Origin of the sequence: Arthrobacter sp. YD4 (assembly GCF_030410515.1) — a bacterium.
Classification (GTDB): domain Bacteria; phylum Actinomycetota; class Actinomycetes; order Actinomycetales; family Micrococcaceae; genus Arthrobacter.
Genome location: NZ_JAUHHD010000001.1, coordinates 299748 through 326374 on the forward strand (window position 1 = coordinate 299748; position 26627 = coordinate 326374).

Consider the following 26627-nt stretch of genomic DNA (forward strand, 5'->3'; position numbering starts at 1 on the left):
CAGAGTCGAGGGGGTCCTTCTTTGTGGTAGCCGCCCGTAAGGAGCCTCCGGCGCAGTATCGGCGCAGGTAAAGGGCAGGAAAGGGACAGTTCGTCAAGCCTTCACACAGGAAGTTGGAAAGTGGGGATCTCGGCGTGTCGGCGGTTGCTAAGTTCCTCTCAGTGCTGGTGCAGGGCCAGCCGCCCACCTCGCTCAGGAGTCACTCATGCGTTCCTTCTTCGCCACCATCGCAAGCCGCCTTCGCCGCGATCAGCGCGGCGCCACCGCCGTTGAGTACGGCATCATGGTCTCGCTCATCGCCGTCGTCATCATCGTTGCCGTCACGCTGCTGGGCGGCACCATGAAGGACACCTTCACCCAGGTTCAGTGCAACATCGCCGGGGGCACTCACAAGTACACGGCCGGCACGACAGCAGGTACGGGAGTCTGCAGCTGATTGCCCGTCCGTCTTTATGATTCAGCCAGCCGACAACGAGGCCCCCATGTATTTGCGTCCGAAGAAGATTCAAGCCCGCGTTCTTAGAGGGGAACGCGGCGCGACCGCCGTCGAGTACGGCATCATGGTCTCGCTCATCGCTGTCGTCATCATCATCGCGGTGACGCTGCTCGGTGGCACCATGAAGGACACCTTCACCCAGGTCCAATGCACAGTAAGCAGCGGCACCTACACCGCCGGCGCGGCCGCCGGCGACGGGACCTGCGCGCACTAAGGACCGCCCCGGTCCACCGCCGGTGTGGCGGCGGCTCTTGCCGCCGCCACACCGGCATTTCAGGGTTTCCTCTCCAGGAAGGCGGTTCCCATGTCGAAGTCGAACGAACGGGGAGCCGTCGCGGTGGAATTCGCCCTCCTCGCCCCCGTCTTGGTCATGCTCTTACTCGGCATCATGGAGTTCGGGCGTGCCTATAACGTCCAGGTCTCCCTCTCCAGCGCCGCGCGAGAGGGAGTGCGGGTCATGGCGATCACCAACAATCCCACCGGGGCCAAGACGGCAGTCAAGAACGCCGCTGTGGCAGTCCAACCTGGGTTGACGGACACTAACATCACCGTCACGCCCAACGTCTGCACGTCCGGGACGCAAGTGACGGTCAAGGTGAGCTACACGCTCTCGACGCTTACGGGCATCGCTGGGCCGTTCCCCTTGGAGGGCACGGGGGTGATGTTGTGCGGCGGCTGACCGGCCCGGCGACCCGTTCTGACGAGCGCGGCGCGATCGCCATACTCGTTGCTCTTCTCATGGTGACGCTGCTCGGCTTCGCGGCCGTCGCGGTGGACGTCGGCATGCTGTACGCGGAGAGGACACAACTGCGTAACGGGGCCGATTCGGCCGCCCTAGCCGTTGCCCAGAAGTGCGCAAAAAATCCTAACGGCACGGACTGCGCCACCACGTCGTCACTCGCCAGTGGCCTTGCCAATGGAAACGCCAACGACGGGCTCAGCAACATCCAGTCCATCGTGTTGGACAAAGCCAACCGCACCGTGACGGTGAACGCCGGCTCCCAGGAGGCCGGCAAGGAGCCGAACCAGGTGTCTCTGTTTTTTGCCCGCGCTCTTGGCCTCAACACCGCTCAAGTCTCGGCCTCCGCCAGCGTGGCCTGGGGCAGCCCGGTCAAAGGCACCACCGCATTTCCGGTTGCTTTCTCCATCTGTCAGGTGCAGGGGTACGTCGACGGCACACTCCAACTGCTTCAGAACCACGGAAGCAACGCCAACGCCGACTGCAACTACGGGCCCTCCGGAGCCGCAGTCCAAGGTGGTTTCGGATGGCTCGTCAGCGACCCCGGCATCTGCGGCGGCCTCATTGATCTCGCCGCCTCCGAAAGCGGCAGCGACCCGGGCAACAGCTACCCCTCTGTCTGCACCGCAACGCTCAACAGCTGGGCGGCCAGCATCTCTGCCGGCAAGGACGTCGTTGTACTCCTCCCCGTCTTCAACAAGGTCTCCGGCACCGGCTCCGGCGCAGTCTACGGCTTGATCAGCTTCGCTGCTTTCAAGGTCAAAGGCTGGAAGTTTAGCGGCAACAACTCGCTGCCCGATTCCTTCCAAAATACGACCTCTAACGTCCCGTCCTCCGTGGCATGCGACGGAAACTGCCGAGGCATCATCGGCAGTTTCATTCAGTACGTCTCGCTGGCCGATGGCTTCACCCTCGGCCCGGTCGATGCGAACGGAGCCACCATCGTCCGACTGACGCAGTAAAAGGTTTCCCCGTTCTCACGATGTTCAGGAGCAGTTTTTGAAGTCACGCTTATTGGCAGGCGTCGCGGCAGTCGTTCTCGCCATTGTCGGCGCCGTCCTCGTTGTCAGCTACGCCCAGGGCGCGGACAGCCGCGCCGTTCAGGACCTAAACCCCGTCAGTGTCCTGGTAGTGCAGAAGACCGTCCCCGCCGGCACGCCGACCGCGAGTCTGCAGGCCTTCCTCGCAACCCAGGAGCTGCCCGGCACGGCCGTCTCGAAGTCGGCCCTAAAGAATCTTGATGGCCAGGGCGGCAAAGTGACCTCCGCGGAGCTGCTGCCGGGCGAGCAGTTGGTGGCGGAGCGGCTGATCCAGCCCGAGGAACTGAAGACCAGCGGCGCCGTCGATGTTCCCAAGGGTCTCCAGGAAGTCTCCTTCCAGCTAGAGCCGCAGCGAGTGGTCGGCGGACGCATCGCCGCGGGCGACCACATCGGGATCTTCATCAACATCAAGGGCGGAGGCCTGGATGCCAAGCCAGAGAAGGAAACCACCCAGCTCAGCATCCACAAGGTCCTGGTGACCTCCGTGCAGCGGGCACCCACGGCCACCCCGAGCCCCGCGCCGTCAGCTAACGGCTCGGCCGCCCCGGCCCAGGACACCTCCCTACCCACCGGGTCAATGCTCCTCACCGTGGCGGTCAACGACGTCGACGCGACAAAAATCGTCTACGCCGCGGAGTTCGAAAAGCTGTGGCTGAGCAAGGAACCGCTGGACGCGACGGACAGCGGCCGACCGGGCATCATGACCAAGCCGGAGGTATACAAGTGAGCCGCTTCGTCCTCATCTCCCCCAACACCGACTTCGACGCGCGGCTCCGGCGGGCCGTGGGCGGCGGACTGACGGGCGGGGTCCAGACCTTCGCCGCCGTCGACCCCGCCAACCCCGGCGAGCTCTTCGCCAAACTGGACCAGGAACGTCCCGAAGTACTGATCATCGGACCGGACGTCCCCGCCGAGGACGCGCTCCGCCTGGCGACGGTCTTCGACGTCCAACTGCCCGAACTCAGCGTCATCCTGGTCGGGGAGGCGGACCCCGACGTCGTCCTGCTCGCCATGCGTGCCGGCATCCGCGACATTCTCAGCCCTGCCTCGGACCCGGCACAGATCCGGGTGCTGTTGGAGCGGGCCTGCCAGTCCTACGCCAGCCGCAACCGCACCGCCGCGATCCAGAACCCTGACGCCCCGCGCGGCCTGGTGATCGGAGTCTTCTCCCCCAAGGGCGGCGTCGGCAAGACCACCATCGCCACGAACATCGCCATCGGCCTGGGCAAGGTCGCGCCGATGAGCGTCGTGGTGGTGGACCTGGACCTGCAGTTCGGCGACATCGCGTCCGGCCTTTACCTCAACCCCGAACACACCGTCACGGACGCCGTTTCTGCCTCCGCCAGCCAGGATTCCCTGGTCCTCAAGGCCTTCCTCACCGTGCACCCCAGCAGCATCTACGCGCTGTGCGCTCCGCGGACCCCGGTGGAGGCGGACAGCATCACCCCCCAGCAGGTCAGCCGCCTGATCGCCCAGCTTGCCGAGCAGTTCCAGTACGTGGTCATCGACACGGCGCCCGGGCTGCCGGAGGTGGGGCTGGCAGCGCTGGAGCAGTGCACCGACGTCGTCTGGGTCAGCGCCATGGACGTCCCCAGCATCCGCGGCCTCCGCTCCGGCCTGGACATCCTCCGCCGGCTGGACCTGCTGCCCGAGACCCGGCACGTCGTGCTGAACATGGCCGATGCGAAGTCCGGCCTCAGCGTCCAGGACGTGGAGGCCACCATCGGAGCCCCGGTGGACGTGAGCATCCCCCGGTCCAAGGCCGTGGCCTACTCCACCAACCGCGGTATCCCCGTCCTCCAGGACGCCAGGCGGGACCCCGCCGTGAAGGGGTTGCGGCAGCTGGTCGCCCGGTTCGATCCGGCCTGGCGTGCCAAGGCCCAAAAGAAATTGCACCGAAGGGTGGTCGTCTAAATGAAACTCTCCGAACGCCTCTCGGCGGCAGAGGGCGGCCACGTCCCGGCAGCCCCGCAGCCGGCTCCCCCGGCGCCGCAATTGTCCCCCATCCCGGGCGGTCTCCTTCCAACCGAAATCGGTGCACAGGCAGTCCCGGCGCAAGCCCCCGCACCGCAGGGTCCCTCCCGCCTCTCCGCAGCGGCGTCGTCGCACGCCGTCGGTGAGCACCACGACGGCGGCCGCGGAGCCCAGCCGGTGGACGCCTTCGCCGCGCTCAAGGAACGCGCCGCCACCGCCCTGTTCGAACGGATGGGGACACGGTTCAGCGACTCCGCCCTGAAGGAAGACGAACTGCGGGCTACCGCCCGGGACGAACTGATCCGCATCGTCGACGCCGAACAGGTCCCCCTCTCCGCCGAGGAACGCGGCCGGCTGGTCCGCGACGTCGCCGACGACGTCCTCGGCTACGGGCCGCTCCAACGGCTCCTGGACGACCCGGCCGTTACCGAAATCATGGTCAACCGCATGGACCAGATCTACGTGGAACGCAAGGGCCAGCTCACGCTCACGGACTCGCGGTTCAGCTCCGAGGAGCACCTGCGCAAGGTGATCGAACGGATCGTTTCCAAGGTGGGCCGCCGCATCGACGAGTCCTCGCCCCTGGTGGACGCCCGCCTCGAGGACGGCTCCCGCGTCAACGCCGTCATCCCGCCGCTGGCCGTCGGCGGGTCCTCGCTCACCATCCGAAAGTTCAGCAAAATTCCCCTCACCGTGCAGAACCTGATCGAGTTCGGCACGCTCACCCCCGAGATGGCGGAGCTGCTCAACGCCTGCGTCCGGGCCAAGCTGAACATCATCGTCTCCGGCGGCACCGGTACCGGCAAGACCACCCTGCTGAACGTCCTGTCCTCCTTCCTGCCGCACGACGAGCGGATCGTCACCATCGAGGACGCGGTGGAACTGCAAATCCAGCAGGAACACGTGGTCCGGTTGGAGAGCCGACCGCCGAACACGGAGGGCAAGGGCGAGGTCACCATCCGCGACCTGCTCCGCAACTCGCTGCGTATGCGGCCGGACCGGATCGTCGTCGGCGAGGTCCGCGGTGGCGAGTCCCTGGACATGCTCCAGGCCATGAACACCGGCCACGACGGATCACTGTCCACCGTCCACTCCAACTCCCCCAGGGACGCCGTCGCCCGCTTGGAGACGCTGGTCCTGATGGCCGGGATGGACCTGCCCCTGCGCGCCATCCGCGAACAAATCGCCTCCGCGGTGAACCTGATCGTGCAGATCTCCAGGCTCCGTGACGGCTCCCGGCGCATCACCCACGTCACCGAGGTCCAGGGCATGGAAGGGGACATCGTCACCCTCCAGGATGCCTTCGTCTTCGACTACTCCGCCGGCGTCGACGCCCATGGACGCTTCCTGGGCAAACCGGTGGCCACAGGCATCCGCCCCCGCTTCATCGACCGCTTCGAGGACCTCGGCATCTTTGTCTCGCCGAGCGTGTTCGCGACGCCGCTGGCCCCCGCCGGACGGGGGTGACCCGGACCGTGACTCTGTACGCCGGCGTCGCCCTCCTGGTCGCCGCCATCCTGCTCCTCGCCGTCGCCGTCGTGGCCCCCGGTGCGTCCCGGGTACCCCTGGACCGACGGCGGCCGGTACAGGTCGCCGCGGAGTCCTCCCTCAGCCGCTTCGCCGGATCCGCCGCGGGCCTGGCCGAGGGCTTCTTCGCACGCCGCAAGGTCCGGCTCTTCAACCGGGAGGCCCTCGAGCAGGCCGGTCTCCGCCTGGGACAGGGGGACTTCTACGTGCTGCTGCTCTCCGGCGCACTCGTCGGAGCCCTGGCCGGCCTCCTGGTGGGCGGCCCCCTCCTGGCGGTCCTCCTGGTCCTTCTCGCTCCGGTGGCGGGTCACCTGGTCCTCACCTTCCTCGCCGGCCGCCGCCGTTCCCGGTTCGATGACCAGCTCGGCGACACCCTGCAGCTGCTCTCCGGCGGCCTGCGCGCCGGGCACAGCATCCTGCGGGCCATCGACGCGGCTGGCAACGAATCCCAAAGCCCCACCGCCGAAGAGATGCGCAGGATCATCACGGAAACCTCGCTGGGCCGTGACCTGCTCGACTCCCTGACCGACACCGCGGACCGGATGCAGAACGAGGACTTCGTCTGGATCGCCCAGGCCATCCAAATCAACCGCGAGGTCGGCGGCAACCTGGCGGAAGTCCTCGACCAGGTCAACGAGACCATCCGCGAGCGCAGCGAGATCAAGGGCCACATCAAGTCCCTCGCCGCCGAAGGCAAATTCTCCGCCTACATCCTGATGGCCATGCCCGTGGGCATCGTGCTCATGCTGATGCTGGTCAACCCCGGCTACATGAACGTCATGTTCACCAACCCGCTCGGCTGGGGCATGATCGCCGCGTCCGTCATCCTGATGACCATCGGCGGTCTGTGGATGCGCAAGATTATCGACCTGAAGTTCTGAGGCCGCCGTGAACGCCATCCTCCTCGCCGGGCTGCTGCTGATCTGCCTGCCCCTGTCCTACCTGTCCTGGTCCGTGCTCTCGGTGGACCGGAAATCCCAGCGCGCCATCCGCCAGATGCTCGCCCTCGGTACCGCACCCGTAGAGGCCACCGAGACGCGCAAACGTGACGTGCTGGAGCGGCTGGGTCGCCGTCTCACTCCCCCGGCTTACGTGCGCAAACTCGACCACCTGCTGGCCCTCGCCGGCCGGCCGGCGTCGCTGCCCTTGGGCCGGGTGCTCGCCGCGAAGCCGCTGCTCGGCGCCGTCGGTGCCCTGCTGGGGCTGTGGTTCGCCAGCGCCCCCGCGCCCATGCTCAAGCTCGTGGGACTCTTCGTGATACTGCTGGGCTACTTCATCCCAGATCTGCTGCTGTACAGCAAGGGCCAGGAGCGTCAGAAGGCCATGCAACTGGAGTTGCCCAACACGCTGGACCAGATGCTGATCTCCGTCGAGGCGGGCCTGGGCTTCGAGGGCGCCATGGCCCGGGCCGGAGAGAACGGCAAGGGACCCCTGGCGGAGGAATTGGTCCGCACTCTGCAGGACATGCAGGTGGGTCGCAGCCGCCGCGAGTCGTATCAGGCCCTCTCCGAGCGCACCAGCATCCCCGAACTCCGCAGCTTCGTCCAGGCCGTGGTGCAGGCGGACACCTATGGCATCGCCATCAGCCGCGTGCTCAGGATCCAGGCGAAGGTCATGCGCGTCAAGCGCCGGCAACGGGCCGAGGAGAAGGCCATGAAACTGCCCGTGACCATCCTGTTCCCGCTGCTGTTCTTCATCTTTCCGGTGCTTTTCATCGCCATCCTGGGCCCCGCGGTTATCAACGCGATCAACACCTTCAGCGGCCACTGACGCCGCGCGTGGCGGGCGCCTTCGGGCCCGACAAGGTTCCCCTCAGGGTTTGCGCAGGATCATCGGGCGCCCGGACGGCCGCCGGGCCAAGCGGGTACCGTAGTGCCATGTCTCTTTCAGATGCCAGCCCCGAAAATTTGGCGTCGGGGGCCGCAACCACTGCCGTCACGTCCGACGAGGGCGCGCGGCCGGGGCCCGCGGCGGCACCCCTGATGGACCCGGGAGCCCTCCAGGACCTGGGCGAACAGCTCAACAGTGCGACGGTCGCGCGAGGCTTTGCCCGCGACTACGCCCTGATGTGGGAGCAGCGCTACGACTCCCTGGCTGATTCTCTGACGCGCCGGGACGCGACGGCCGCCCTCGACGCCGTGCTGAGCGTGAAGACCTCGTCCTCGATGGTCGGCGGCCTGCGCCTGGCCGGCCTGGCCACGGAACTGGAAGGCCTGGTCAGGGAAGGCCTGTTGGCGGAGGCCGAGGCCCGGCTCGGCGAAGTCGCCGCCCGGGGCCGGGAAACCGTCCAGGAACTGCAGTTCAGCTACATCCTGATGGAGTGCTAGGGCTGCGCAGGCGCGAGCCGGTAGCCCACACCGCGGACTGTCTGCAGCCAGCGGGGCTGCACCGCGTCCTCGCCCAGTTTCCGGCGCAGGTTGCCGATGTGGACCTCGACGGCGCGCTCGTCGGAGTCGCTGATGTAGGCGTCGGCCCGGTAGTACTCCCCCCGGACCACGCGGACCAGGTCCGTCTTGGACCGGACCGCGCCGGCGCCCTTGAGGAGCGCATGCAGGAGGTCAAATTCGCTGCGGGTCAGGGAGAGCGGCTCGCCGTCGACCGTCACGGAGCGCATGTCCGGATTCAGCGACAGCCCGTTGTGGCGCAGCACGTTGTCCGGCGCCGGTGCAGGCGCCGCCACGGCTCCGCCGTTGTCCCGGCGTGGACGGCGCATCATGGCCGCCACGCGGGCGCGGAGTTCGCGCGGCCGGAAGGGCTTGGTAAGGAAATCATCCGCACCCGTGTGGAGTGCGGTCAGGGTGTCGAGTTCGTCGGTGCGGGCCGTGAGCATGACGACGTAGGCGTCGCTGAACTGACGGATGCGGCGCAGGACCTCAAAGCCGTCAATGTCCGGCAGTCCCACATCCAGGGTGACCACCTGGGCATCCTCGCGGCGGACGACGTCCACGCCTTCGCGGCCCTCCGAGGCGGAATGCACCTCGAAGCCCGCCTGCCGCAGCACGGCCTCGACGAGGTTCCGCACATCGGCGTCGTCTTCCACGACCACGGCCACGCCCAGGTCTGTCATGCCACCCCCACATCCGCTGCAGTTCCGCTTCCACCGCCGCCACCGGCCCGGGGCACCTCCGCCAGGCGGGGCGCCGCCGCGCCAAAGACCCGCAGCACGTCCTGCCACCATACCCAGCCGGGGACCGAATCCCGGGCTCCGGCACATTTTTGTTCAGCAATCTTCGTATGTTTCATGTCAATTTATTTTGACACAACTGTAAACTCAAGCTTCGTGAGAGGAGCGTTGGTCTTTGGGTGAGTGGCGGCTGGTTCATGACGTGCGGGTGCCCCGCCGCCCGACCATCCTGCACACCCGGGTTCGCGTCCTGACCTCTCAGCTTCCCCTCACCCTGCTGCTCACCGCCGGCCTCGCTGCGGCGCCCTCGGCGTGGGACCTGCACCTCTACAGCGGCTGGGGCCAGGCCGCCGTCGCCGCCCACGCCGCGCTCTTCCTTGCCTGCCTGGTGGTCCCGTGGGAGCGCCTCCCGCCCCTGGCAACCCTGTGGATTCCGGTGCTTGATCTCGCCGCCATCGGACTGAGCCGGGTCGCCGCGGCCGAGGAGTTGCCGGGCCTCGGGGTGTTGTCCGTCCTGCCTGTGGTCTGGCTCGCCTCTTCCCGGCTCTCCCCCGCCATCACCGCCGCCCTGAGCTTCTTCGGCCCGCTGCTGGCCGGCCTCCCGTGGTTCTTCGACGCCGGCCCCGATGACAGCCCCGGCCGGATCGCCACCGTCGCCCTGCTGTCCCTGACCACCCTGGCCGTGGCGGTGGCCATGGAATTCGTCAAGGGCCAGCTTGCCCGCCAGCAGCGCCGTGTGGACTCGAAGGAAGCACAGCTGCAGGCCCTACTGGCCGAGAGCCGGGAGCGGGAGCGGCTGTTGAACACCATCCTGGACACGGTGGACGTGGGGATCGTGGCCGTCGACGCCGAGGGGCGGCGGCTGCTCACCAACAGCTGGCAGAGCCGGCTCGAGGCGGGCGCCGCGCCGCACGGGGCCAGCACCGCCGTGCACCGCGGCTGGGAGGACCACCTGCTGCTGACCGGGGCGGACCAGCGGACCCCGCTCCAGCCCGAACGGCGGCCCATCCGGCGTGCCATGGCAGGGGAATCCTTTGCCGACCACCTGGTCTGCTTCGGCGGTGCCCCCGGGGGCCGCGTGGTCTCCACCGGCGCCCGGCCGCTGCGCGACGACGATGGCGGCTTCGGCGGCGCCGTCGTGGTCTACAACGAGGTCACGGGGCTCGTGAATGCCCTGGCCGCCAAGGACGACGTCGTCGCCACCGTCTCGCACGAATTCCGGACGCCCCTGACCTCCATCATCGGCAACCTGGACCTTGTCCTCGGCGAGGAGCTGCCTCCGTCCGTGCTGCGCCGCATTGAGGTGGCCCAGCGCAATGCCGAGCGGCTGCTGGCCCTGGTCTCCGACCTGCTGGTTACCGCCAGCGCCGCCGTCCAGCTGCAGCCCCGCCGCACCGACCTCGCCGGGCTGGTGGAGGCCAGCATCGGCTCCGCCCAGGCCCACGCGCAGGCGGCCCGGGTGTCCCTGTCGATGGAGGCCCGGGAGCCGTTGTGGGCGAACGTCGATCCGCTGCGCATCAGCCAGGCCTTGGACAATCTGGTCTCCAACGCCATCAAGTACTCGCCCGACGGCGGATCCGTGACGGTCTCCGGCTGCGCTGCGGAGGGCCGCGTGGTCCTCCAGGTGCGGGATACCGGGATCGGGATGACCGCCGCCGACGCCGACAGGGTGTTCACCCGCTTCTTCCGCAGCCCGGCGGTGCGCGACGGTGCCATCCCCGGGGCCGGGCTGGGACTGTCCATCACCAAGGCGATCGTGGAGGGACACGGCGGGTCCATCACCTGCCGCACCCGCCCGGGCCACGGCAGCACCTTCACCGTCGAATTGCCGGCGGACGGGCCGCCGCGCTCCTTCTAGCCGCGACCTGCCAACCGAAGATCGGGGGCCGCCGGGGAAAGGCGCTACTCGCGCCGGGCGCGGGTCAGCTCCGCCCGGGCCAACAGCCCTTCCGCTGAGGGGTAGGCCACCTCTTCCAGGATTAGCGGGTGCGGCGGGGCCAGGACGGAGCGTGCGTCCCGCTGCCGGGCCAGCAGCCGTTCGTAGAGCCAGCCCGGGGGCTGCTCGCCGGCGCCGACGAACAGCGCCGAACCGATGAGGGCCCGGACCTGGTTGTGGCAGAAGGCGTCCGCCTGGATGGTCGCGACGATGACGCCGTCGGCCCCGCGGGTGAACTCGAAGCGCTGCAGCTCGCGGATGGTGGTGGCACCCTCGCGCGGCTTGCAGTAGGAACGGAAGTCCTGCAGCCCCAGCAGCGGCGCGGCACCCTCGTTCAACAGTGCGGTGTCCAGGGCCGTCTTGTGCCAGAGCGTGGCGTGCCGGGTGACCGGGTCCCAGCGGGCCGGTCCGTCGGCGATGCGGTAGCTGTAGCGGCGCCAGAGCGCGCTGAACCGGGCGTCAAAGCCTTCCGGGGCCACCGCCGCGCGGTGTACCTCGACGGCCCCGGCCAGCTCCCCCATGCCCCGGCGGAGGGCGCCGCGGAGCCGGCGCAGCAACGCGGCGGCCGGATCCAGTCCGGCGCCGCGGGGAAGCCCGGCCCATTCGGCGGCGGCCATGTCGAAGTGCACCACCTGGCCGCGCGCGTGCACGCCGGCGTCGGTCCGTCCGGCCACGGTGACCCGGACCGGCCGGCGCAGCAACAGGGCCAGGGCCTCCTCCAGGACGCCCTGGACGGTGCGCAGGCCGGGCTGGAGCGCCCAGCCGCTGAACGGCGCCCCGTCGTAGGAGAGGTCCAGCCGGATACGCAAAAACCCGCCGTCCCCGGTAAGGGGGACAGCGGGTTCGTGCTCGTTCATAGACCCAAGTCTATAAGAAGGCGGTCAGCGAATTACTTCGCTTCCTTCTCGGTCTCGGCGGGAGCTTCCTCGGCGGCCGGAGCCTCTTCGGTTGCTGCTGCCTCGGCCTCGGGGGCCTCTTCGGTCTCAGCGGCTTCGGTCTCGGCAACCGGAGCAGCCTCGTCCTTCTTGTCGGCGTCGCGCTTGGCGGCGGTGGTGGCCTCGGCAACCACGGCCTGCTTGGCGGAAACCGGCTCCAGGACCAGCTCGATGACAGCCATGGGGGCGTTGTCGCCCTTACGGTTGCCGATCTTGGTGATGCGGGTGTAGCCGCCGTCGCGGTTCTCCATCGCCTGCGCGATGTCGGTGAACAGCTCGTGGACGACGCCCTTGTTGCTGATCAGGCCCAGCACGCGACGGCGGGAAGCCAGGTCGCCGCGCTTGGCGAAGGTCACCAGACGCTCGGCGTACGGCTTCAGGCGCTTGGCCTTGGTCACCGTGGTGGTGATGCGCTTGTGCTCGAACAGTGCGGCAGAGAGGTTCGCGAGCATGAGGCGCTCGTGAGCCGGGCCGCCTCCGAGGCGCGGACCCTTAGTGGGGGTAGGCATAACTATTTCTCCTCATATGGAAGCCTGCGGACCGTGCACGCTGCGGTGCGTCCGGCCAGCCGGCCAAGATCTGTTTTAGAGCTCGTCGTCGCTGAACGCGGCGTCGTCCTCTTCGATGGCTGCGGCGCGGGCTGCAAGGTCGAAACCGGGAGGGGAGTCCTTGAGGGACAGACCCAGCTCAACAAGCTTTGCCTTGACCTCGTCGATGGACTTCGCACCGAAGTTACGGATGTCCATCAGGTCAGCCTCGGAGCGGGCAACGAGTTCACCCACGGTGTGGATGCCCTCACGCTTGAGGCAGTTGTAGGAACGGACGGTGAGGTCCAGATCCTCGATCGGCAGTGCCATGTCCGCTGCCAGGGCGGCGTCCGTCGGCGACGGGCCGATCTCGATACCTTCAGCTGCGGTGTTCAGCTCGCGGGCCAGACCGAACAGTTCCACCAGGGTGGTACCGGCCGAGGCAACGGCATCGCGCGGGGCGATGGCCGGCTTGGTCTCGACGTCGACAATCAGCTTGTCGAAGTCGGTGCGCTGCTCGACACGGGTAGCTTCCACGCGGAAGGTCACCTTCAGCACCGGCGAGTAGATCGAGTCGACCGGGATGCGGCCGATCTCGGAGTCGCCGGACTTGTTCTGAGCTGCCGACACGTAGCCGCGGCCGCGCTCGATGGTCAGTTCGAGTTCGAACTTGCCCTTCGAGTTCAGCGTGGCGATGTGCAGATCCGGGTTGTGGAATTCGACGCCGGCCGGCGGAGCGATGTCCGCGGCGGTGACGACTCCCGGGCCCTGCTTGCGCAGGTAAGCGACAACCGGCTCATCGTGCTCGGAGGAAACCGACAGGTTCTTGATGTTCAGGATGATCTCGGTGACATCTTCCTTGACACCCGGAACCGTGGTGAACTCGTGCAGCACGCCATCGATCCGGATGCTCGTGACAGAGGCACCGGGGATGGAGGAGAGCAGGGTACGGCGGAGGGAGTTACCGAGGGTGTAGCCGAAGCCCGGTTCCAGCGGTTCGATGATGAAGCGGGAACGGTTTTCGGAGACGACCTCTTCGGAGAGGGTGGGGCGCTGTGCAATGAGCACTTAGGTTTCCTTTCGGCGAGCATCCGCTATATGACGCAACACAGGTGGTGGAAAGATCGGTCTAATGGCTTAACGCCGCGGCGCTTGCCCGGACCGGCGACGGTCCGGGCAAGCACGGCAGAGCATTAGACGCGGCGGCGCTTCGGCGGGCGGCAGCCGTTGTGGGCGCTGGGGGTGACGTCCTGGATGGAGCCAACCTCGAGGCCAGCGGCCTGCAGCGAACGGATGGCGGTCTCGCGTCCCGAGCCCGGTCCCTTGACGAAAACGTCAACCTTGCGCATGCCGTGCTCCTGGGCGCGCTTGGCAGCGGCCTCGGCGGCCATCTGAGCGGCGAACGGAGTGGACTTACGCGAGCCCTTGAATCCAACCTCACCGGACGAGGCCCAGGAGATGACAGCACCGGACGGGTCCGTGATGGACACGATGGTGTTGTTGAACGTGCTCTTGATGTGCGCCTGGCCCAGCGCGATATTCTTCTTGTCCTTCTTACGCGGCTTGCGAACCGCGCCACGAGTCTTCGGGGGCATTATTTCTCCTACAGAAAGTTATTTGGGGGAAGCGAACGCTGTCGGCCCACAAATGCCTGGTTCCCTGCAATCGCGAAGCGATCTCAGGGGGCACATGGGTTTTAGCGTCCGGCCTTCTTCTTGCCGGCGACGGTGCGCTTCGGGCCCTTGCGGGTACGAGCGTTGGTCTTCGTACGCTGACCGCGTACGGGCAGGCCCTTGCGGTGACGCAGGCCTTCGTAGCTGCCGATCTCGACCTTGCGGCGGATGTCGGCGGCTACCTCGCGGCGAAGGTCACCCTCAACCTTGTAGTTGCCTTCGATGTAGTCACGCAGCTGAACCAGTTCGGCGTCGGTCAGGTCCTTGACCCGAACGTCGGCGCTGATGCCGGTGGCAGCCAGGGTTTCGTGTGCACGGGTCTTGCCCACGCCGTAGATGTAAGTAAGCGCAATTTCCAGCCGCTTTTCGCGGGGAATGTCTACGCCAGCGAGACGAGCCATAGTGGCGGTACTCCTTGAATAAACCGGAGGTCGTAGGCAGTACACCCGCACGGTGTGTGCGGCCCCAGCCTCCGACCGGGGGTTAGCTGTCCGGACTCGTTGGTGCTCAATGTCCCAGATCAGCTTGTGCTGCCTTTTATTTACTTGCGTGGGTTAGCAACGCGGGGTTCTCCGAAGGGGAGAATTAGCCCTGGCGCTGCTTGTGGCGCGGGTTCTCGCAGATCACCATGACCCGGCCATTACGGCGGATCACTTTGCACTTTTCGCAGATCTGCTTGACGCTCGGCTTGACCTTCATGGCGTTCCTTTGCGTGTTGCAGTGGTCAGCTGGCCCGGACCCTGGCTGATGCCACGGCCGTCCAGTGGTTATTTGTAGCGGTAGACGATACGACCACGTGTCAGGTCGTAAGGGCTCAGTTCCACCACTACGCGGTCCTCGGGGAGGATCCGAATGTAGTGCTGTCGCATCTTTCCAGAGATGTGTGCCAGAACGATGTGCTTGTTGGTGAGCTCAACGCGAAACATCGCGTTGGGCAGCGCCTCGGTCACAACGCCCTCGATCTCAATGACCCCGTCCTTCTTGGCCATACCCTCCGCTAACTGTTGTTGCCGCGGCACCCCGGTTTGCACCAGATGCGGCCGCGAACGTTTGTGATTTCTTGCTTGCCTCCCGGCTACCGCTCCCCAAAAGGGCACAGCAGGGCAGACAACCAACAGTCAACATTACGGCATCGAAGGCCGAATGTTAAATCCAGTCATGCTAGCGCACTCAGCGCCGGTATGCACGAAACCGGCCCGCCGGGGTGGTCTCGTCGACCGCGGCGTCGACCCCGTCCAGGATCGCCTGACGCACGGCGTCCGCCGCCGCGCTCTGCAGCGTGATCAGGCTCAGCTGCCGCGCCGCGTCGGTGTCGCGGTCCAGCGCGAGGGCGCCCGTGGCGAGGCAGAAGACCGTGTCCCCGTCGGCCAGGGTGTGGCTCGGGTTCAGTGCCCGTGCCAGACCGGCATGCGCCGCCGAGGCCGTGCGCTTGCACTCGGCCTTGTCCAGGATGGCGTTCGTGGCGACGACGACGAGGGTCGTGTTGAGGGGCGGCAGCTGCGGCGCTTGCGCGCCCTCCGGGCCGTGGCTGGCTTCCGCCGGCACGGGCGCAACCCTCTGCGTGCTCGCTCCTTCGTCGCTTAGACGCACGCTGCCGGGTTCCACCCGCGTCGGCGATGTGCCAAAAGGTAACCCCAGCGCGTTTACTACGGCTATGGCCCCTACGACGACGCCGTTGTCCAGGGTGATGGAGGCTGTGCCAACTCCCCCTTTGTAGGATCCCCGGCCGATCAGGGCTCCGGTGCCGGCGCCGACGTTGCCGCGTTCGACGTCGTGCCCTTCCGGACGGGCGGCGGCGTCCGCGGTAGCCGCGTAGCCCATGGCCGCGTCCGGGCGGGCGCCGAAGTCGCCGCCCCGGCCCAGGTCGAAGATCGCCGCGGCGGGCACGATCGGAACCACCCCGCCGGGGACGGCGAATCCCCTCCCCTGCTCCTCGCACCACCGCTGCGCACCGTGAGCGGCGGCAAGGCCGAACGCGCTGCCGCCGGTGAGGACGACGGCGTTGACCGTGGCCGTCAGGGTGGTGGGGTCCAAGGCGTCGGTCTCGTGGGTGCCGGGTCCGCCGCCGCGGACGTCGACCGAGCCGGTGGTCCCGGTTGGCGGCAGCACCACCGTCACCCCGCTCAGCCAGCCCCCGCCCCGGCGGCCCGCATGGCCCACCTTGATCCCCGGTACATCCGTGATCCCCGTCATGGCTCCATTGTGCGCCGGGCCGGGCGGAATTGGTGCCCGGTTTGCCAATCCGAGCATCCCTGACCACAGGCGAACGGTGTGGAATACTGCAACCAACAGAAGGTAAACGGGCAAGGAAGCCTGGCATAACAAAGCTCTGACGGGGCCTTGTGCGGGGTTCCACCCATCAAGTGTGTGATGAAGTGTATGTTGATCCCCCGCCCGAACGCCTGCCAGTGGCAGGCCTGGATCCGTTAGAGACGCACCATGACAAGACAATTGACTGACAGGCCTGCGGCTACCGCCGCGGCCGTCGCACCGGCCCGGCGCAGGGGACGCTGGTCCGCCAGGACCCGCCGGGACTTCTTCGTATTTCTCGCGCTGGCACTGCCCAACCTGGCCCTGATCGCGGTGTTCACCTATCTGCCGCTGATCAACAACATCTACTACTCGACGCTGGACTGGACGCTTGGCTCCGCCTCGGCGACAGTCGTCGGCTTCGACAACTACATCAACTTCTTAACCAGCGCCGATGCACCCAACGTGCTCGGCACCACGGCGGTCTTCACGGTCGTCACCGTCGGCGGCTCGATGATCCTGGGGCTGCTGGTGGCCCTGGCCCTGAACGCCAAGGTCCGCGGCACCACCTTCGCCCGCTCCGCCGTCTTCGCCCCCTACGTCCTTAGCGGCGTCGGCGTCGGCCTGGTCTGGCTGTTCATCTTCGACCCGGGCTACGGCGTGCTCTCCTGGCTGCTGCGCGGCATCGGCCAGCAGAGCCCCCAGTGGATTAACGACCCGCAGCTCTCGCTGGTCATGGTCATCATCGTCTACATCTGGAAGAACCTCGGCTACTGCGCCGTGGTGTACCTCGCCGGGCTGCAGTCGCTGCCCAAGGACGTCATGGAGGCAGCGTCCCTCGACGGCGCCAACGGTTTCCGCCGATTCGTCAGCATGTCCGTGCCGCTGCTCTCCCCGACCACCTTCTTCCTCCTGATCACCACGCTGCTCAGCTCCCTGCAGGCGTTCGACCTGATCCGGATCATGACCCCGCTGGGCAACGGCACCTCCACGCTGATCTACGAGGCCTACCTGCAGGCCTTCGGCGCCTACAACCGGGCCGGCTACTCCGCGTCCATCTCCGTGATCCTCTTCGCGATCCTGCTCATCATCACCGTGCTGCAGGTGCGGTTCGTCGAACGTAAGGTGCACTACTCATGAGCACGCTCTCCCCCGTCAGTCCCGATCCGGCGGCCGGGGCCGCCCCCGCGGCAGGCGCGAACCAGGACCTGCCGCCGCAACGGAACCGCCCGTTCTCCCGCGCCAACCTGGTCCAGACGATCGTCGGCGGCTACGTGCCGCTGATCCTCGCCACCCTGGTCGTCGTCGTCCCGCTGCTGTGGATGATGCTCAGCTCGCTCAAGACTCCCGGCGAGATCGTGACCACCGACCTGAAAATCCTGCCGCAGAGCTTCAACCTGGAGAACTACAAGGTGGCCATGACCACCGTGCCGTTCGGCCAGTTCTTCATCAACAGCCTGATCGTCACCACGGTCGGTTCAACGGTGAAGGTCATCCTGGCCATCCTCACCGCCTACGCCCTGGTGTTTGTCCGGTTCCCGTTCAAGAACGTCATCTTCATCGTGATCCTCGTGGCCCTGATGGTGCCGCCGCAGGTGTCCATCCTGCCGAACTACATCCTGATCGCCGGAATCGGCGGGAAGAACACCCTTTGGGGCATCATCCTCCCCGGCCTGGGCACCGCGTTCGGCACGTTCCTGCTGCGCCAGCACTTCCTGACCCTCCCCGGGTCCATCCTTGAGGCCGCGGAGATCGACGGCGCAGGCCACTGGCGCCGCCTCTGGCAGGTCGTCGCCCCGGTGTCCCTGCCCTCGATCGCCACCGTCGCGCTCGTCACCGTCGTCAGCGAGTGGAACGACTACATCTGGCCGCTGATCATCACCGACCGGCCCGAGACCATGACCCTGCCGGTGGGCCTGACCCTGCTGCAGAACTCCGAGGGCAACGGCGCGGGCTGGGGCATCCTGATGGCCGGCGCCATGCTGGTGATCGTCCCCATCCTGCTGGTCTTCGCCGCGCTGCAGCGGTACATCGTCGCCGGCCTCACCCAGGGCAGCGTCACCGGGTAGCCGTCCAGGCTTGCCCTCCGCCCACACCCGATTTCCCCGTTCCACCACGCTTCAATCGAGTCAACCTTTCCCGAGAGGAACCATCATGGCCCCCAATCTCGACCGCCGTCACTTCCTTGGCCTCACCGGCGCCAGCGCCGGTGCCGCGGCCCTGGCCGCCTGCGGCGGACCGTCCACCAGCGGCGGAGGCGCCACTACCGGCGCGTCCGACATCGACTTCACAGGCGTCAAGCCGGCCGCCTCCTTCGACTTCTGGACCAGCCACCCGGGCAAGTCCCAGGACGTCGAGAAGGCCATCATCGACAAGTTCCAGGCCAAGTACCCGGACATCAAGGTCAACCTGATCACCGCCGGTGCCAACTACGAGGAGATCGCCCAGAAGTTCCAGACCTCCCAGGCGGCCAAGTCCGCCCTGCCCGGCCTGGTGGTCCTCTCCGATGTCTGGTGGTTCCGCTACTACACCAACGGCAACATCATCCCGCTCGACGGCCTGATCAAGCAGCTGGACTTCAAGATGGACGACTTCCAGAAGTCGCTGGTCGATGACTACAAGTACAACGACAAGCAGTGGGCCCTCCCCTACGGCCGGTCCACCCCGCTGTTCTACTACAACAAGGACCACTTCAAGGCCGCGGGCCTGCCGGACCGGGCACCGAAAACCTGGCAGGAATTCGGCGAGTGGGCCCCGAAGCTGAAGGCCGCATCCGGCGCCAGCTACTCCTACATGTACCCGGCACTGGCCGGCTACGCCGGCTGGACGCTGCAGAACAACCTCTGGGGCTGGGGCGGCAGCTGGTCCAACGGCTGGGACCTCAACTGCGACTCCGCCGAGTCCGTGGCGGCCCTGCAGTGGGCCCAGGACTCCGTCTACAAGGACAAGTGGGCCGGCGTCTCGTCCAAGAACGCCGCCGACGACTTCGCCGCCGGCATCGCCTCGGCCACGATCTCTTCCACCGGTGACCTGCTGGGCGTCCTGCAGTCCGCCAAGTTCAACGTGGGCGTCGGCTTCCTGCCGGGCGGCCCGAAGAAGGATACCGGCGTCTGCCCCACCGGCGGTGCCGGCCTGGGCATCCCCAGCGGTGTCAGCAAGGAAGTCCAGATGGCCGCCGCGACGTTCCTGAAGTTCATGACGGAGCCGGAGAGCACGGCGGCCTTCTCCGCCGCCACCGGCTACATGCCGATCCGCAAGTCCGCGGACATGACCGCGGTGCTCGCCAAGACCCCGCAGATCAAGACCGCCATGGACCAGCTCGCCGTGACCCACGTCCAGGACAACGCCCGCGTATTCCTGCCCGGCGCGGACCAGGAAATGGCCAAGGCCGCTGCCAAGATCCTCACCCAGCAGGGCGACGTCAAGGCCACCATGACGGACCTGAAGACCACCCTCGACGGAATCTACACCAAGGACGTCAAGCCGAAGCTGAAGAGCTAGCACCGGACGGCGACACGCAAAAGCCCTGGTGCTGCGGGAATCCCCGCAGCACCAGGGCTTTTCTGTGTCACCGGGGGCGTCGTGCGGCGGCACCAAGGGTCACGGAGTCACGGAGTCACAGGGCGCTAAGGAATCGGAACGGGCACGACGCCGAGCGGGGCGAGCTTCGCGGCGCCGCCGTCGGGTGCGGAAAGGACCCAGATGCCCTTCTCGTGCACGGCCACGGAGTGCTCCCACTGGCACGAGCGGGCGCCGTCGGTGGTGACGACGGTCCAGTCGTCCTCCAGCACCGCCGTGTCGATGCTGCCGCGCACCAGCATGGGCTCGATCGCCAGGCACAGTCCGGGACGGATCCTGGGCCCGCGGTGGCTGGTGCGGTAGTTCAGTACGTCCGGCGGCATATGCATGGCCGAGCCGATGCCGTGGCCCACGTAGTCCTCGAGGATGCCCAGCGGCTTGCCCGGGACCGAGGAGACGTAGTCGTCGACGGCGTTGCCGATGTCACCGACGAACTTGCCCTTCGCCAGGGCCGCGATCCCCCGCCACATGGCTTCCTCGGTGACGTCGGAGAGGCGCTGGTCCTCGGGGTCTGCGGTACCGACGATCACGGTGCGGGCCGAGTCCGAGTGCCAGCCGTCAACGATCGCGCCGCCGTCGATCGAGATGATGTCGCCGTCGTTCAGCACCCGGTCGCCCGGGATGCCGTGCACGACTTCCTCATTGACCGATGTGCAGATGGTGGCGGGGAAGGCGTGGTACCCGAGGAAATTCGACGTGGCCCCGGCTTCCTTGAGGACGCCGCCAAAGACGGCGTCGAGGTCCCTGGTGGTGACGCCGGGCACGGCCGCGGCGACGGCGGCGTCGAGCGCCCGGCTCAGCACCAGGCCGGCCTCGTGCATGGTCCGCATCTGGGCGTTGGTCTTGTATTCAATGCGCGTCTGGCCGAATGCCATACTCTGCGTCCTCTCGGTGGTGCCGCCGCCCCTGGCGGGATGGCGGACAAATGCCTGAGGCCCCTCCCGGCAGTGCGGGAGGAGCCTCAACGGTTTGCGGCGGGTCCTAGGCGGACTGTGCTGCCTTGATGGCCTGCATGACGCGGTCGGTGACCTCGTCAATGCCGCCGATGCCGTCCACGCGGGTCAGGATGCCGCGTTCGGCGTACTTGTTGACGACCGCCTCGGTCTGGCCGTGGTACAGGTCCAACCGGTGGCGGATGACGGCTTCGTTGTCGTCGCTGCGGCCGGTTTCCTTGGCGCGGCCCAGGAGCCGGGTGACGAGCTCCTCGTCGTCGGCAGTGAGCTGCAGGACGACGTCGAGCTTCTGGTCGTTGTCGGCCAGGATCCCGTCGAGGTAGTCCACCTGGGCGGTGGTGCGGGGGTATCCGTCCAGCAGGAACCCTGCCTCGACGTCGCCCTCGGAGAGACGGTCGCGGACCATCTTGTTGGTCACGCTGTCCGGGACGAAGTCGCCGGCGTCCATGTACTTCTTGGCTTCGAGGCCGAGCGGCGTCTCGCCCTTGACGTTGGCCCGGAAGATGTCGCCGGTGGAGATCGCAATGACGCCGAGGCGCTCCGAAATGCGTTCCGCCTGCGTTCCCTTGCCGGAGCCGGGAGGTCCGATAATCAACATTCTCGTCATCGCAAAAGCCCTTCGTAGTGACGCTGCTGTAGCTGCGCATCAATCTGCTTGACGGTCTCCAAGCCAACGCCCACCATGATCAGGATCGAGGTGCCACCGAACGGGAAGTTCTGGTTGGCGTTGATCAGGACCAGGGCGATGAGCGGGATCAGGGCAACGAAGCCCAGGTAGATCGCGCCGGGCAAGGTGATCCGGGAAAGCACGTACTGCAGGTAGTCCGCGGTCGGCTTGCCGGCACGGATGCCCGGAATGAAGCCGCCGTACTTCTTCATGTTGTCAGAAACTTCTTCAGGGTTGAAAGTGATCGCAACATAGAAGTACGTGAAGAACACAATCAGGGCGAAGTACAGGGCCATGTAGATCGGGTGGTCGCCCTTGGTCAGGTTGTTGTTGATCCACTCAACCCAGGGGGCCATCTGCTCGCCCGGCTTGGGCGCGTTGAACTGTGCGATCAGGCCCGGCAGGTACAGCATCGACGAGGCGAAGATGACGGGCACGACGCCGGCCATGTTCACCTTGATCGGGATGTAGGTGCTGGTGCCGCCCACGGTGCGGCGGCCGATCATGCGCTTCGCGTACTGCACCGGGATGCGGCGCTGGGACTGCTCGACGAAGACCACCAGGGCCACTGTCAGCAGGCCGATCAGCAGCACCAGGAAGAACGTGCCAGGCCCCTGGGCCTTCCAGATAGCGCCGAGCGACGTCGGGAAGCCGGCGGCGATCGAGGTGAAGATGAGCAGCGACATGCCGTTGCCCACGCCCTTCTCGGTCACGAGCTCACCCATCCACATGATCAGGCCGGTGCCGGCCGTCAGGGTGATGACGATCAGGATGGTGGTGATGATGCTTGAGTCCGGGATGATCGGCAGCTGGCAGTTCGGCAGCAGCTGACCGGAGCGCGCCAGCGACACCAGCGTCGTGGCGTTCAGCAGGCCCAGGGCGATCGTCAGGTACCGGGTGTACTGGGTCAGCTTCGACTGGCCGGAGGCACCCTCTTCGTAGAGCTGCTGGAACCGCGGGATGACCACGCGGAGCAGCTGCACAATGATGCTGGAGGTGATGTAGGGCATGATCCCCAGGGCGAAGATGGAGACCTGGAGCAGTGCACCGCCGCTGAACAGGTTGACGAGCTGGTAGATCCCGCCCGAGGTCTGACCGTTCTGCAAGCATTGCTGGACATTCTGGTAGCTCACACCGGGCGAGGGGATGAAGGCACCCAAGCGGAAGATGGTGATGATTCCCAGCGTGAACAACAACTTGCGTCGCAGATCAGGCGTGCGAAAGGCCCGGCCAAATGCGCTAAGCAAGCGTCCTCCTGTGTAATAAGTAAAATCGTGTGAGATAGGTCAAACAAACCCAACAACCGAGTCTAGCGGTTGGAAGCTCCCTGCGAACAATCGACAGGGGGTCCGGGTGTGAAAAAACTCCCGGCACCCGGAGGCGTGAGCCCCAGGGTGCCGGGAGTTTTATGCAACGGGCATCAGCCCCGCCGCCTTCTTAGAGGGCGGTGGTGCTTCCGCCGGCTGCGGCAATCTTTTCCGCGGCGCTGGCCGAGAATGCGTGGGCGGTGACGTCAACCTTGACGGTGATGTCGCCGGTGCCCAGCACCTTGACGGGCTGGTTCTTGCGAACGGCGCCCTTTTCGACCAGGCTCTCCACGGTGACAGTGCCACCTTCCGGGAACAGCTCGTTGAGCTTGTCCAGGTTTACAACCTGGAACTCAACCCGGAACGGGTTCTTGAAGCCGCGCAGCTTCGGCAGGCGCATGTGCAGCGGCAGCTGGCCGCCGGCAAAGCCAGCCTTGACCTGGTAGCGGGCTGCAGTGCCCTTGGTGCCACGACCGGCGGTCTTACCCTTGGAGCCTTCACCACGACCAACGCGGGTCTTGGCGGTCTTGGCACCCGGGGCGGGACGCAGGTGGTGAACCTTCAGCGCGTTCTGCTTCTCAGCAGCGCCCTGTGCCTTCTCGGCGGTGTTCTTCTCGGCCATTTACTTCGCCTCCTCTACCTTTACCAGGTGCGGAACCGTGTTCAGCATGCCAACGGTCACGGCGTCGGCGGTGCGGACAACGGTGTGTCCGATCCGCTTCAGGCCGAGGGACCGAAGGGTGTCGCGCTGGTTCTGCTTGCCGCCAATGGCGGACTTGATCTGGGTGATCTCCAACTGAGCGTCGGACGGAATCAGGTTCTTCGCCATGACTCAGACACCTGCCTTCTGGTTCATGATCGCCTTCACCATTGCCGGCGTGGCGATCTCGTCGAGGGGCAGGCCGCGGCGTGCTGCCACTGCTGCCGGCTCTTCGAGGCGCTTCAGCGCGTCAACGGTCGCGTGAACGATGTTGATGGCGTTGGAGGAACCGAGCGACTTGGAGAGGATGTCGTGGATGCCCACGCACTCCAGGACCGCGCGGACCGGACCACCGGCGATAACACCGGTACCAGCCGACGCCGGGCGCAGCATGACGACGCCTGCGGCGGCCTCACCCTGAACGCGGTGCGGGATGGTGCTGCCGATGCGGGGAACGCGGAAGAAGGACTTCTTGGCCTCTTCAACGCCCTTCGCGATGGCGGCGGGAACTTCCTTGGCCTTGCCGTAGCCAACGCCGACCATACCGTTGCCGTCACCGACGACGACGAGGGCGGTGAAGCTGAAGCGCCGACCACCCTTGACGACCTTGGAAACACGGTTGATGGTTACGACGCGCTCTACGAACTGGCTCTTCTCCGCTTCGCGGCCGCCGTCGCGGCCACCACGGCCACCACGGTCGCCACGGCCCTGGCCGCGGTCGCCACGCTCGCCACGACGGGCACCGCCACGGCGGTCGTCGGTGGTAGCAGGCGCAGCGGTCTCGGTTGCCGGAGCAGCTACAGCTTCAGTCACCTGAGTGTCCTTTTCGTTATTTTCGGTCACAGTGCCAGCCCACCTTCACGTGCGCCGTCAGCGACGGCGGCGATCCGGCCGTGGTACTTGTTACCACCGCGGTCGAAGACGACAGCTTCGATGCCGGCAGCCTTGGCACGCTCGGCAACGAGCTCGCCGACGCGCTTGGCCTTGGCGGTCTTGTCGCCGTCGAACGCGCGCAGGTCGGCTTCCAGGGTGGAGGCGCTTGCCACGGTCAGGCCCTTGGTGTCATCGACAACCTGGACGAATACGTGGCGGGCCGAACGGTTGACGACCATGCGCGGACGTACAGCCGTACCGGAAATGCGCTTGCGGATACGAAGCTGGCGGCGGCTGCGCTGGGCAGACTTGCTCTTGTTCGTACGCTTCTTGTTAATTGCGATGGCCATGGTTACTTACCAGCCTTTCCGACCTTGCGGCGGATGACCTCGCCGGCGTAGCGGATACCCTTGCCCTTGTACGGGTCGGGCTTCCGCAGCTTGCGAATGTTGGCAGCAACTTCGCCGACCTGCTGCTTGGAGATACCTGAAACAGAGAGCTTCGTCGGGGTCTCAACTGCAAAGGTGATGCCGTTCGGAGCCGAGACGTTGACCGGGTGGCTGTAGCCCAGAGCGAACTCCAGGTCAGAACCCTTGGCCTGGACGCGGTAACCGGTACCGACAATCTCAAGCTTCTTCTCGTAGCCTGCGGTGACACCCTGGATCATGTTGGCGATCAGGGTGCGGGTCAGGCCGTGCAGCGAACGGGAGGCGCGCTCGTCGTTCGGGCGGCTGACGGTCAGGGTGCCATCTTCCAGGGCGACCTCGATCGGGCTGGGCACGGTGTGGCTCAGCTCTCCCTTGGAACCCTTGACGGAGACGACAGAGCCGTCAACCTTGACCTCAACGCCGGCAGGAACGGTGATGGGGAGACGTCCAATACGTGACATTATTCTCTTCCTTTCCCGTTACCAGACGTACGCGAGGACTTCGCCGCCCACGCCCTTCTTGCCGGCCTGCTTGTCAGTCAGGAGGCCGGAAGAGGTGGACAGGATTGCGATACCCAGGCCACCCAGCACGTGCGGCAGGTTGGTGGACTTCGCGTAAACGCGGAGACCCGGCTTGGAGATACGGCGAACACCGGCGATGGAACGCTCGCGGTTCGGACCGAACTTGAGCTCGAGGGTCAGCTTCTTGCCGACCTCCGCGTCTTCTTCCTTCCAGCCGGCGATGAAGCCTTCTGCCTTAAGGATGTCGGCGACGCGAGCCTTGAGCTTGCTGTAAGGCATAGACACGGAATCGTGGTATGCCGAGTTTGCGTTGCGCAGACGCGTAAGCATATCTGCGACAGGATCTGTCATAGTCATGGTGGGCTCTTGCCCTTCCTCATAACGGTTTCCGCTGCCGGCCTAGTGACTGGCGTGCGGACCTTTTATGTAGCTGGATTAGTCTTCGGTCTTGAACGGGAAGCCCAGCGCCTTGAGCAGCGCGCGGCCTTCGTCGTCGGTCTTGGCAGTGGTCACGACGGTGATGTCCATACCGCGAACGCGGTCGATGGAATCCTGGTCGATCTCGTGGAACATAACCTGCTCGGTCAGACCGAAGGTGTAGTTGCCGTTGCCATCAAACTGCTTGCCGCTGAGGCCCCGGAAGTCCCGGATACGCGGCAGAGCCAGCGTGACAAGGCGGTCCAGGAATTCCCACATGCGGTCGCCACGGAGGGTGGCGTGCGCACCAATCGGCATGCCTTCGCGCAGCTTGAACTGTGCGATCGACTTGCGGGCCTTGGTGACCTGCGGCTTCTGGCCGGTGATCAGGGTCAGGTCGCGGACGGCGCCGTCGATCAGCTTGGAGTCCTTGGCGGCATCTCCAACACCCATGTTCACAACGACCTTCACCAGGCGGGGAACCTGGTTGACGTTGTCGTACTTGAATTCCTCAACGAGCGCGCTCTTGATGGAATCGGCGTACTTGGTCTTCAGACGAGGAACGATCTTGCTAGCCGGAGTCTCGAGAGTCTCAGTCATTAGATGTCCTTCCCTGAGCTCTTGGCCACGCGGACGCGCACTTCGCGCTTCACGCCATCGCGCTCAACGGTCTCGGTGCGGAAACCGACGCGCGTGGGCTTCTTGGTGGAGGGGTCAACCAGGGCCACGTTGGAGATGTGGATCGGGGCCTCAACGACCTCGATGCCACCGGTCTTGGTGCCGCGCTGCGACTGACCGACCTTGGTGTGCTTGGTGACGCGGTTTATGCCTTCGACCAGCACGCGGTTGGTCTCGGGGAACACGCGCAGGACCTTGCCCTGCTTGCCGCGGTCGCCGCCGCGCTCAGCCTTGGCGCCAGTGATGACCTGAACGAGGTCACCCTTCTTGATCTTAGCCATGG

Annotated in this window: 34 protein-coding genes; 14 read left to right on the plus strand and 20 right to left on the minus strand. The window is 66.3% G+C overall.

Going from position 1 to position 26627, the window contains the following annotated elements; genetic code table 11:
• Positions 1 to 205: 205 nt before the first annotated feature.
• The 10 genes from QWJ39_RS01310 to QWJ39_RS01355 all read left to right on the plus strand — a co-directional run bounded on the left by QWJ39_RS01310 (position 206) and on the right by QWJ39_RS01355 (position 8103).
• Positions 206 to 436 carry a Flp family type IVb pilin gene (locus tag QWJ39_RS01310; RefSeq protein ID WP_290255897.1) on the plus strand — a complete coding sequence of 77 codons (231 nt, stop codon included), beginning with the start codon at positions 206 to 208 and terminating at the stop codon, positions 434 to 436.
• 46 nt (positions 437 to 482) lie between these two features.
• Positions 483 to 710, plus strand: a complete 228-nt coding sequence (locus QWJ39_RS01315; RefSeq protein ID WP_290255898.1) for a Flp family type IVb pilin — start codon at positions 483 to 485, stop codon at positions 708 to 710.
• A gap of 90 nt (positions 711 to 800) precedes the next feature.
• Entirely contained in the window at positions 801 to 1175 is a 375-nt protein-coding gene (locus tag QWJ39_RS01320; protein ID WP_290255899.1) for a TadE/TadG family type IV pilus assembly protein, read from the plus strand.
• Entirely contained in the window at positions 1163 to 2197 is a 1035-nt protein-coding gene (locus tag QWJ39_RS01325) for a TadE/TadG family type IV pilus assembly protein (protein WP_290255900.1), read from the plus strand. The genes QWJ39_RS01320 and QWJ39_RS01325 overlap by 13 nt, the downstream gene beginning before the upstream one ends.
• Positions 2198 to 2234: 37 nt before the next feature.
• Positions 2235 to 3002: an RcpC/CpaB family pilus assembly protein gene (locus QWJ39_RS01330; RefSeq protein ID WP_290255901.1), complete on the plus strand. Its 768-nt coding sequence runs from the start codon at positions 2235 to 2237 to the stop codon at positions 3000 to 3002.
• Positions 2999 to 4189 (plus strand): AAA family ATPase, encoded by a 1191-nt coding sequence (locus tag QWJ39_RS01335; protein WP_290255902.1) that lies wholly within the window; start codon positions 2999 to 3001, stop codon positions 4187 to 4189. Before QWJ39_RS01330 ends, QWJ39_RS01335 begins: the two co-directional genes overlap by 4 nt.
• Entirely contained in the window at positions 4190 to 5716 is a 1527-nt protein-coding gene (locus QWJ39_RS01340) for a CpaF family protein (RefSeq protein ID WP_290255903.1), read from the plus strand.
• A gap of 8 nt (positions 5717 to 5724) precedes the next feature.
• The gene (locus tag QWJ39_RS01345; RefSeq protein WP_290255904.1) at positions 5725 to 6657 is read left to right on the plus strand and encodes a type II secretion system F family protein; all 933 of its coding nucleotides are present in this window, start codon (positions 5725 to 5727) and stop codon (positions 6655 to 6657) included.
• A gap of 7 nt (positions 6658 to 6664) precedes the next feature.
• Entirely contained in the window at positions 6665 to 7546 is an 882-nt protein-coding gene (locus tag QWJ39_RS01350) for a type II secretion system F family protein (RefSeq protein WP_290255905.1), read from the plus strand.
• 107 nt (positions 7547 to 7653) lie between these two features.
• Positions 7654 to 8103 carry an Hpt domain-containing protein gene (locus QWJ39_RS01355; protein WP_290255907.1) on the plus strand — a complete coding sequence of 150 codons (450 nt, stop codon included), beginning with the start codon at positions 7654 to 7656 and terminating at the stop codon, positions 8101 to 8103.
• On the opposite strand, the gene QWJ39_RS01360 is transcribed toward QWJ39_RS01355, so the two are convergent.
• Positions 8100 to 8843, minus strand: a complete 744-nt coding sequence (locus QWJ39_RS01360) for a response regulator transcription factor (RefSeq protein WP_290255908.1) — start codon at positions 8841 to 8843, stop codon at positions 8100 to 8102. The genes QWJ39_RS01355 and QWJ39_RS01360 overlap by 4 nt on opposite strands.
• Positions 8844 to 9075: 232 nt before the next feature.
• Between QWJ39_RS01360 and QWJ39_RS01365 the strand changes: the two genes are divergently transcribed.
• Entirely contained in the window at positions 9076 to 10758 is a 1683-nt protein-coding gene (locus QWJ39_RS01365; protein WP_290255909.1) for a PAS domain-containing sensor histidine kinase, read from the plus strand.
• Between the two features lie 44 nt (positions 10759 to 10802).
• Here QWJ39_RS01365 and QWJ39_RS01370 read toward each other — a convergent pair whose 3' ends face one another.
• The 8 genes from QWJ39_RS01370 to QWJ39_RS01405 all read right to left on the minus strand — a co-directional run bounded on the left by QWJ39_RS01370 (position 10803) and on the right by QWJ39_RS01405 (position 16164).
• Positions 10803 to 11693 (minus strand): tRNA pseudouridine synthase A, encoded by an 891-nt coding sequence (locus QWJ39_RS01370; RefSeq protein ID WP_290255910.1) that lies wholly within the window; start codon positions 11691 to 11693, stop codon positions 10803 to 10805.
• Between the two features lie 32 nt (positions 11694 to 11725).
• Positions 11726 to 12280: a 50S ribosomal protein L17 gene (gene rplQ, locus QWJ39_RS01375; protein ID WP_290255911.1), complete on the minus strand. Its 555-nt coding sequence runs from the start codon at positions 12278 to 12280 to the stop codon at positions 11726 to 11728.
• 75 nt (positions 12281 to 12355) lie between these two features.
• Complete coding sequence (locus QWJ39_RS01380) at positions 12356 to 13366, minus strand: DNA-directed RNA polymerase subunit alpha (RefSeq protein WP_290255912.1); 1011 nt, start codon at positions 13364 to 13366, stop codon at positions 12356 to 12358.
• Between the two features lie 125 nt (positions 13367 to 13491).
• Positions 13492 to 13893 (minus strand): 30S ribosomal protein S11, encoded by a 402-nt coding sequence (gene rpsK, locus QWJ39_RS01385; RefSeq protein WP_066436904.1) that lies wholly within the window; start codon positions 13891 to 13893, stop codon positions 13492 to 13494.
• A 101-nt stretch (positions 13894 to 13994) separates the two neighbouring features.
• On the minus strand, positions 13995 to 14372 hold the full coding sequence (rpsM, locus tag QWJ39_RS01390) for a 30S ribosomal protein S13 (RefSeq protein ID WP_011775569.1): 378 nt from the start codon (positions 14370 to 14372) through the stop codon (positions 13995 to 13997).
• Between the two features lie 184 nt (positions 14373 to 14556).
• Complete coding sequence (gene rpmJ, locus QWJ39_RS01395; protein WP_009358722.1) at positions 14557 to 14670, minus strand: 50S ribosomal protein L36; 114 nt, start codon at positions 14668 to 14670, stop codon at positions 14557 to 14559.
• A 68-nt stretch (positions 14671 to 14738) separates the two neighbouring features.
• Entirely contained in the window at positions 14739 to 14960 is a 222-nt protein-coding gene (infA, locus tag QWJ39_RS01400; protein ID WP_009358723.1) for a translation initiation factor IF-1, read from the minus strand.
• A 181-nt stretch (positions 14961 to 15141) separates the two neighbouring features.
• Positions 15142 to 16164, minus strand: coding sequence for a P1 family peptidase (locus QWJ39_RS01405; protein WP_290255914.1), 1023 nt, complete (start codon positions 16162 to 16164; stop codon positions 15142 to 15144).
• Positions 16165 to 16410: 246 nt separating this feature from the next.
• Between QWJ39_RS01405 and QWJ39_RS01410 the strand changes: the two genes are divergently transcribed.
• The 3 genes from QWJ39_RS01410 to QWJ39_RS01420 all read left to right on the plus strand — a co-directional run bounded on the left by QWJ39_RS01410 (position 16411) and on the right by QWJ39_RS01420 (position 19722).
• On the plus strand, positions 16411 to 17361 hold the full coding sequence (locus QWJ39_RS01410) for a sugar ABC transporter permease (protein WP_290255915.1): 951 nt from the start codon (positions 16411 to 16413) through the stop codon (positions 17359 to 17361).
• Positions 17358 to 18290, plus strand: a complete 933-nt coding sequence (locus QWJ39_RS01415) for a carbohydrate ABC transporter permease (RefSeq protein ID WP_290255916.1) — start codon at positions 17358 to 17360, stop codon at positions 18288 to 18290. The genes QWJ39_RS01410 and QWJ39_RS01415 overlap by 4 nt, the downstream gene beginning before the upstream one ends.
• An 85-nt stretch (positions 18291 to 18375) precedes the next feature.
• Positions 18376 to 19722: an ABC transporter substrate-binding protein gene (locus QWJ39_RS01420; RefSeq protein WP_290255917.1), complete on the plus strand. Its 1347-nt coding sequence runs from the start codon at positions 18376 to 18378 to the stop codon at positions 19720 to 19722.
• 125 nt (positions 19723 to 19847) lie between these two features.
• On the opposite strand, the gene map is transcribed toward QWJ39_RS01420, so the two are convergent.
• The 11 genes from map to rplX all read right to left on the minus strand — a co-directional run bounded on the left by map (position 19848) and on the right by rplX (position 26625).
• Positions 19848 to 20675 (minus strand): type I methionyl aminopeptidase, encoded by an 828-nt coding sequence (map, locus tag QWJ39_RS01425; protein WP_290255918.1) that lies wholly within the window; start codon positions 20673 to 20675, stop codon positions 19848 to 19850.
• A gap of 106 nt (positions 20676 to 20781) precedes the next feature.
• Positions 20782 to 21351, minus strand: a complete 570-nt coding sequence (locus QWJ39_RS01430; RefSeq protein ID WP_290255919.1) for an adenylate kinase — start codon at positions 21349 to 21351, stop codon at positions 20782 to 20784.
• Between the two features lie 5 nt (positions 21352 to 21356).
• A complete protein-coding gene (gene secY, locus QWJ39_RS01435; protein ID WP_290255920.1) occupies positions 21357 to 22667 on the minus strand; it encodes a preprotein translocase subunit SecY in 1311 nt (436 codons plus the stop codon).
• Between the two features lie 190 nt (positions 22668 to 22857).
• Positions 22858 to 23349, minus strand: coding sequence for a 50S ribosomal protein L15 (gene rplO / locus QWJ39_RS01440; protein WP_290255921.1), 492 nt, complete (start codon positions 23347 to 23349; stop codon positions 22858 to 22860).
• Complete coding sequence (gene rpmD / locus QWJ39_RS01445) at positions 23350 to 23556, minus strand: 50S ribosomal protein L30 (RefSeq protein WP_056626615.1); 207 nt, start codon at positions 23554 to 23556, stop codon at positions 23350 to 23352. It lies immediately after the preceding gene.
• A gap of 3 nt (positions 23557 to 23559) precedes the next feature.
• Positions 23560 to 24240: a 30S ribosomal protein S5 gene (rpsE, locus tag QWJ39_RS01450; protein ID WP_290255922.1), complete on the minus strand. Its 681-nt coding sequence runs from the start codon at positions 24238 to 24240 to the stop codon at positions 23560 to 23562.
• Between the two features lie 26 nt (positions 24241 to 24266).
• Positions 24267 to 24650, minus strand: a complete 384-nt coding sequence (gene rplR / locus QWJ39_RS01455; protein ID WP_290255923.1) for a 50S ribosomal protein L18 — start codon at positions 24648 to 24650, stop codon at positions 24267 to 24269.
• 2 nt (positions 24651 to 24652) lie between these two features.
• Positions 24653 to 25189 carry a 50S ribosomal protein L6 gene (rplF, locus tag QWJ39_RS01460; protein WP_290255924.1) on the minus strand — a complete coding sequence of 179 codons (537 nt, stop codon included), beginning with the start codon at positions 25187 to 25189 and terminating at the stop codon, positions 24653 to 24655.
• 18 nt (positions 25190 to 25207) lie between these two features.
• The gene (gene rpsH, locus QWJ39_RS01465) at positions 25208 to 25606 is read right to left on the minus strand and encodes a 30S ribosomal protein S8 (RefSeq protein ID WP_018769139.1); all 399 of its coding nucleotides are present in this window, start codon (positions 25604 to 25606) and stop codon (positions 25208 to 25210) included.
• A gap of 78 nt (positions 25607 to 25684) precedes the next feature.
• Positions 25685 to 26266 (minus strand): 50S ribosomal protein L5, encoded by a 582-nt coding sequence (rplE, locus tag QWJ39_RS01470; protein ID WP_290255925.1) that lies wholly within the window; start codon positions 26264 to 26266, stop codon positions 25685 to 25687.
• Positions 26266 to 26625 carry a 50S ribosomal protein L24 gene (rplX, locus tag QWJ39_RS01475; protein WP_290255926.1) on the minus strand — a complete coding sequence of 120 codons (360 nt, stop codon included), beginning with the start codon at positions 26623 to 26625 and terminating at the stop codon, positions 26266 to 26268. Before rplX ends, rplE begins: the two co-directional genes overlap by 1 nt.
• Positions 26626 to 26627 lie beyond the last annotated feature (2 nt).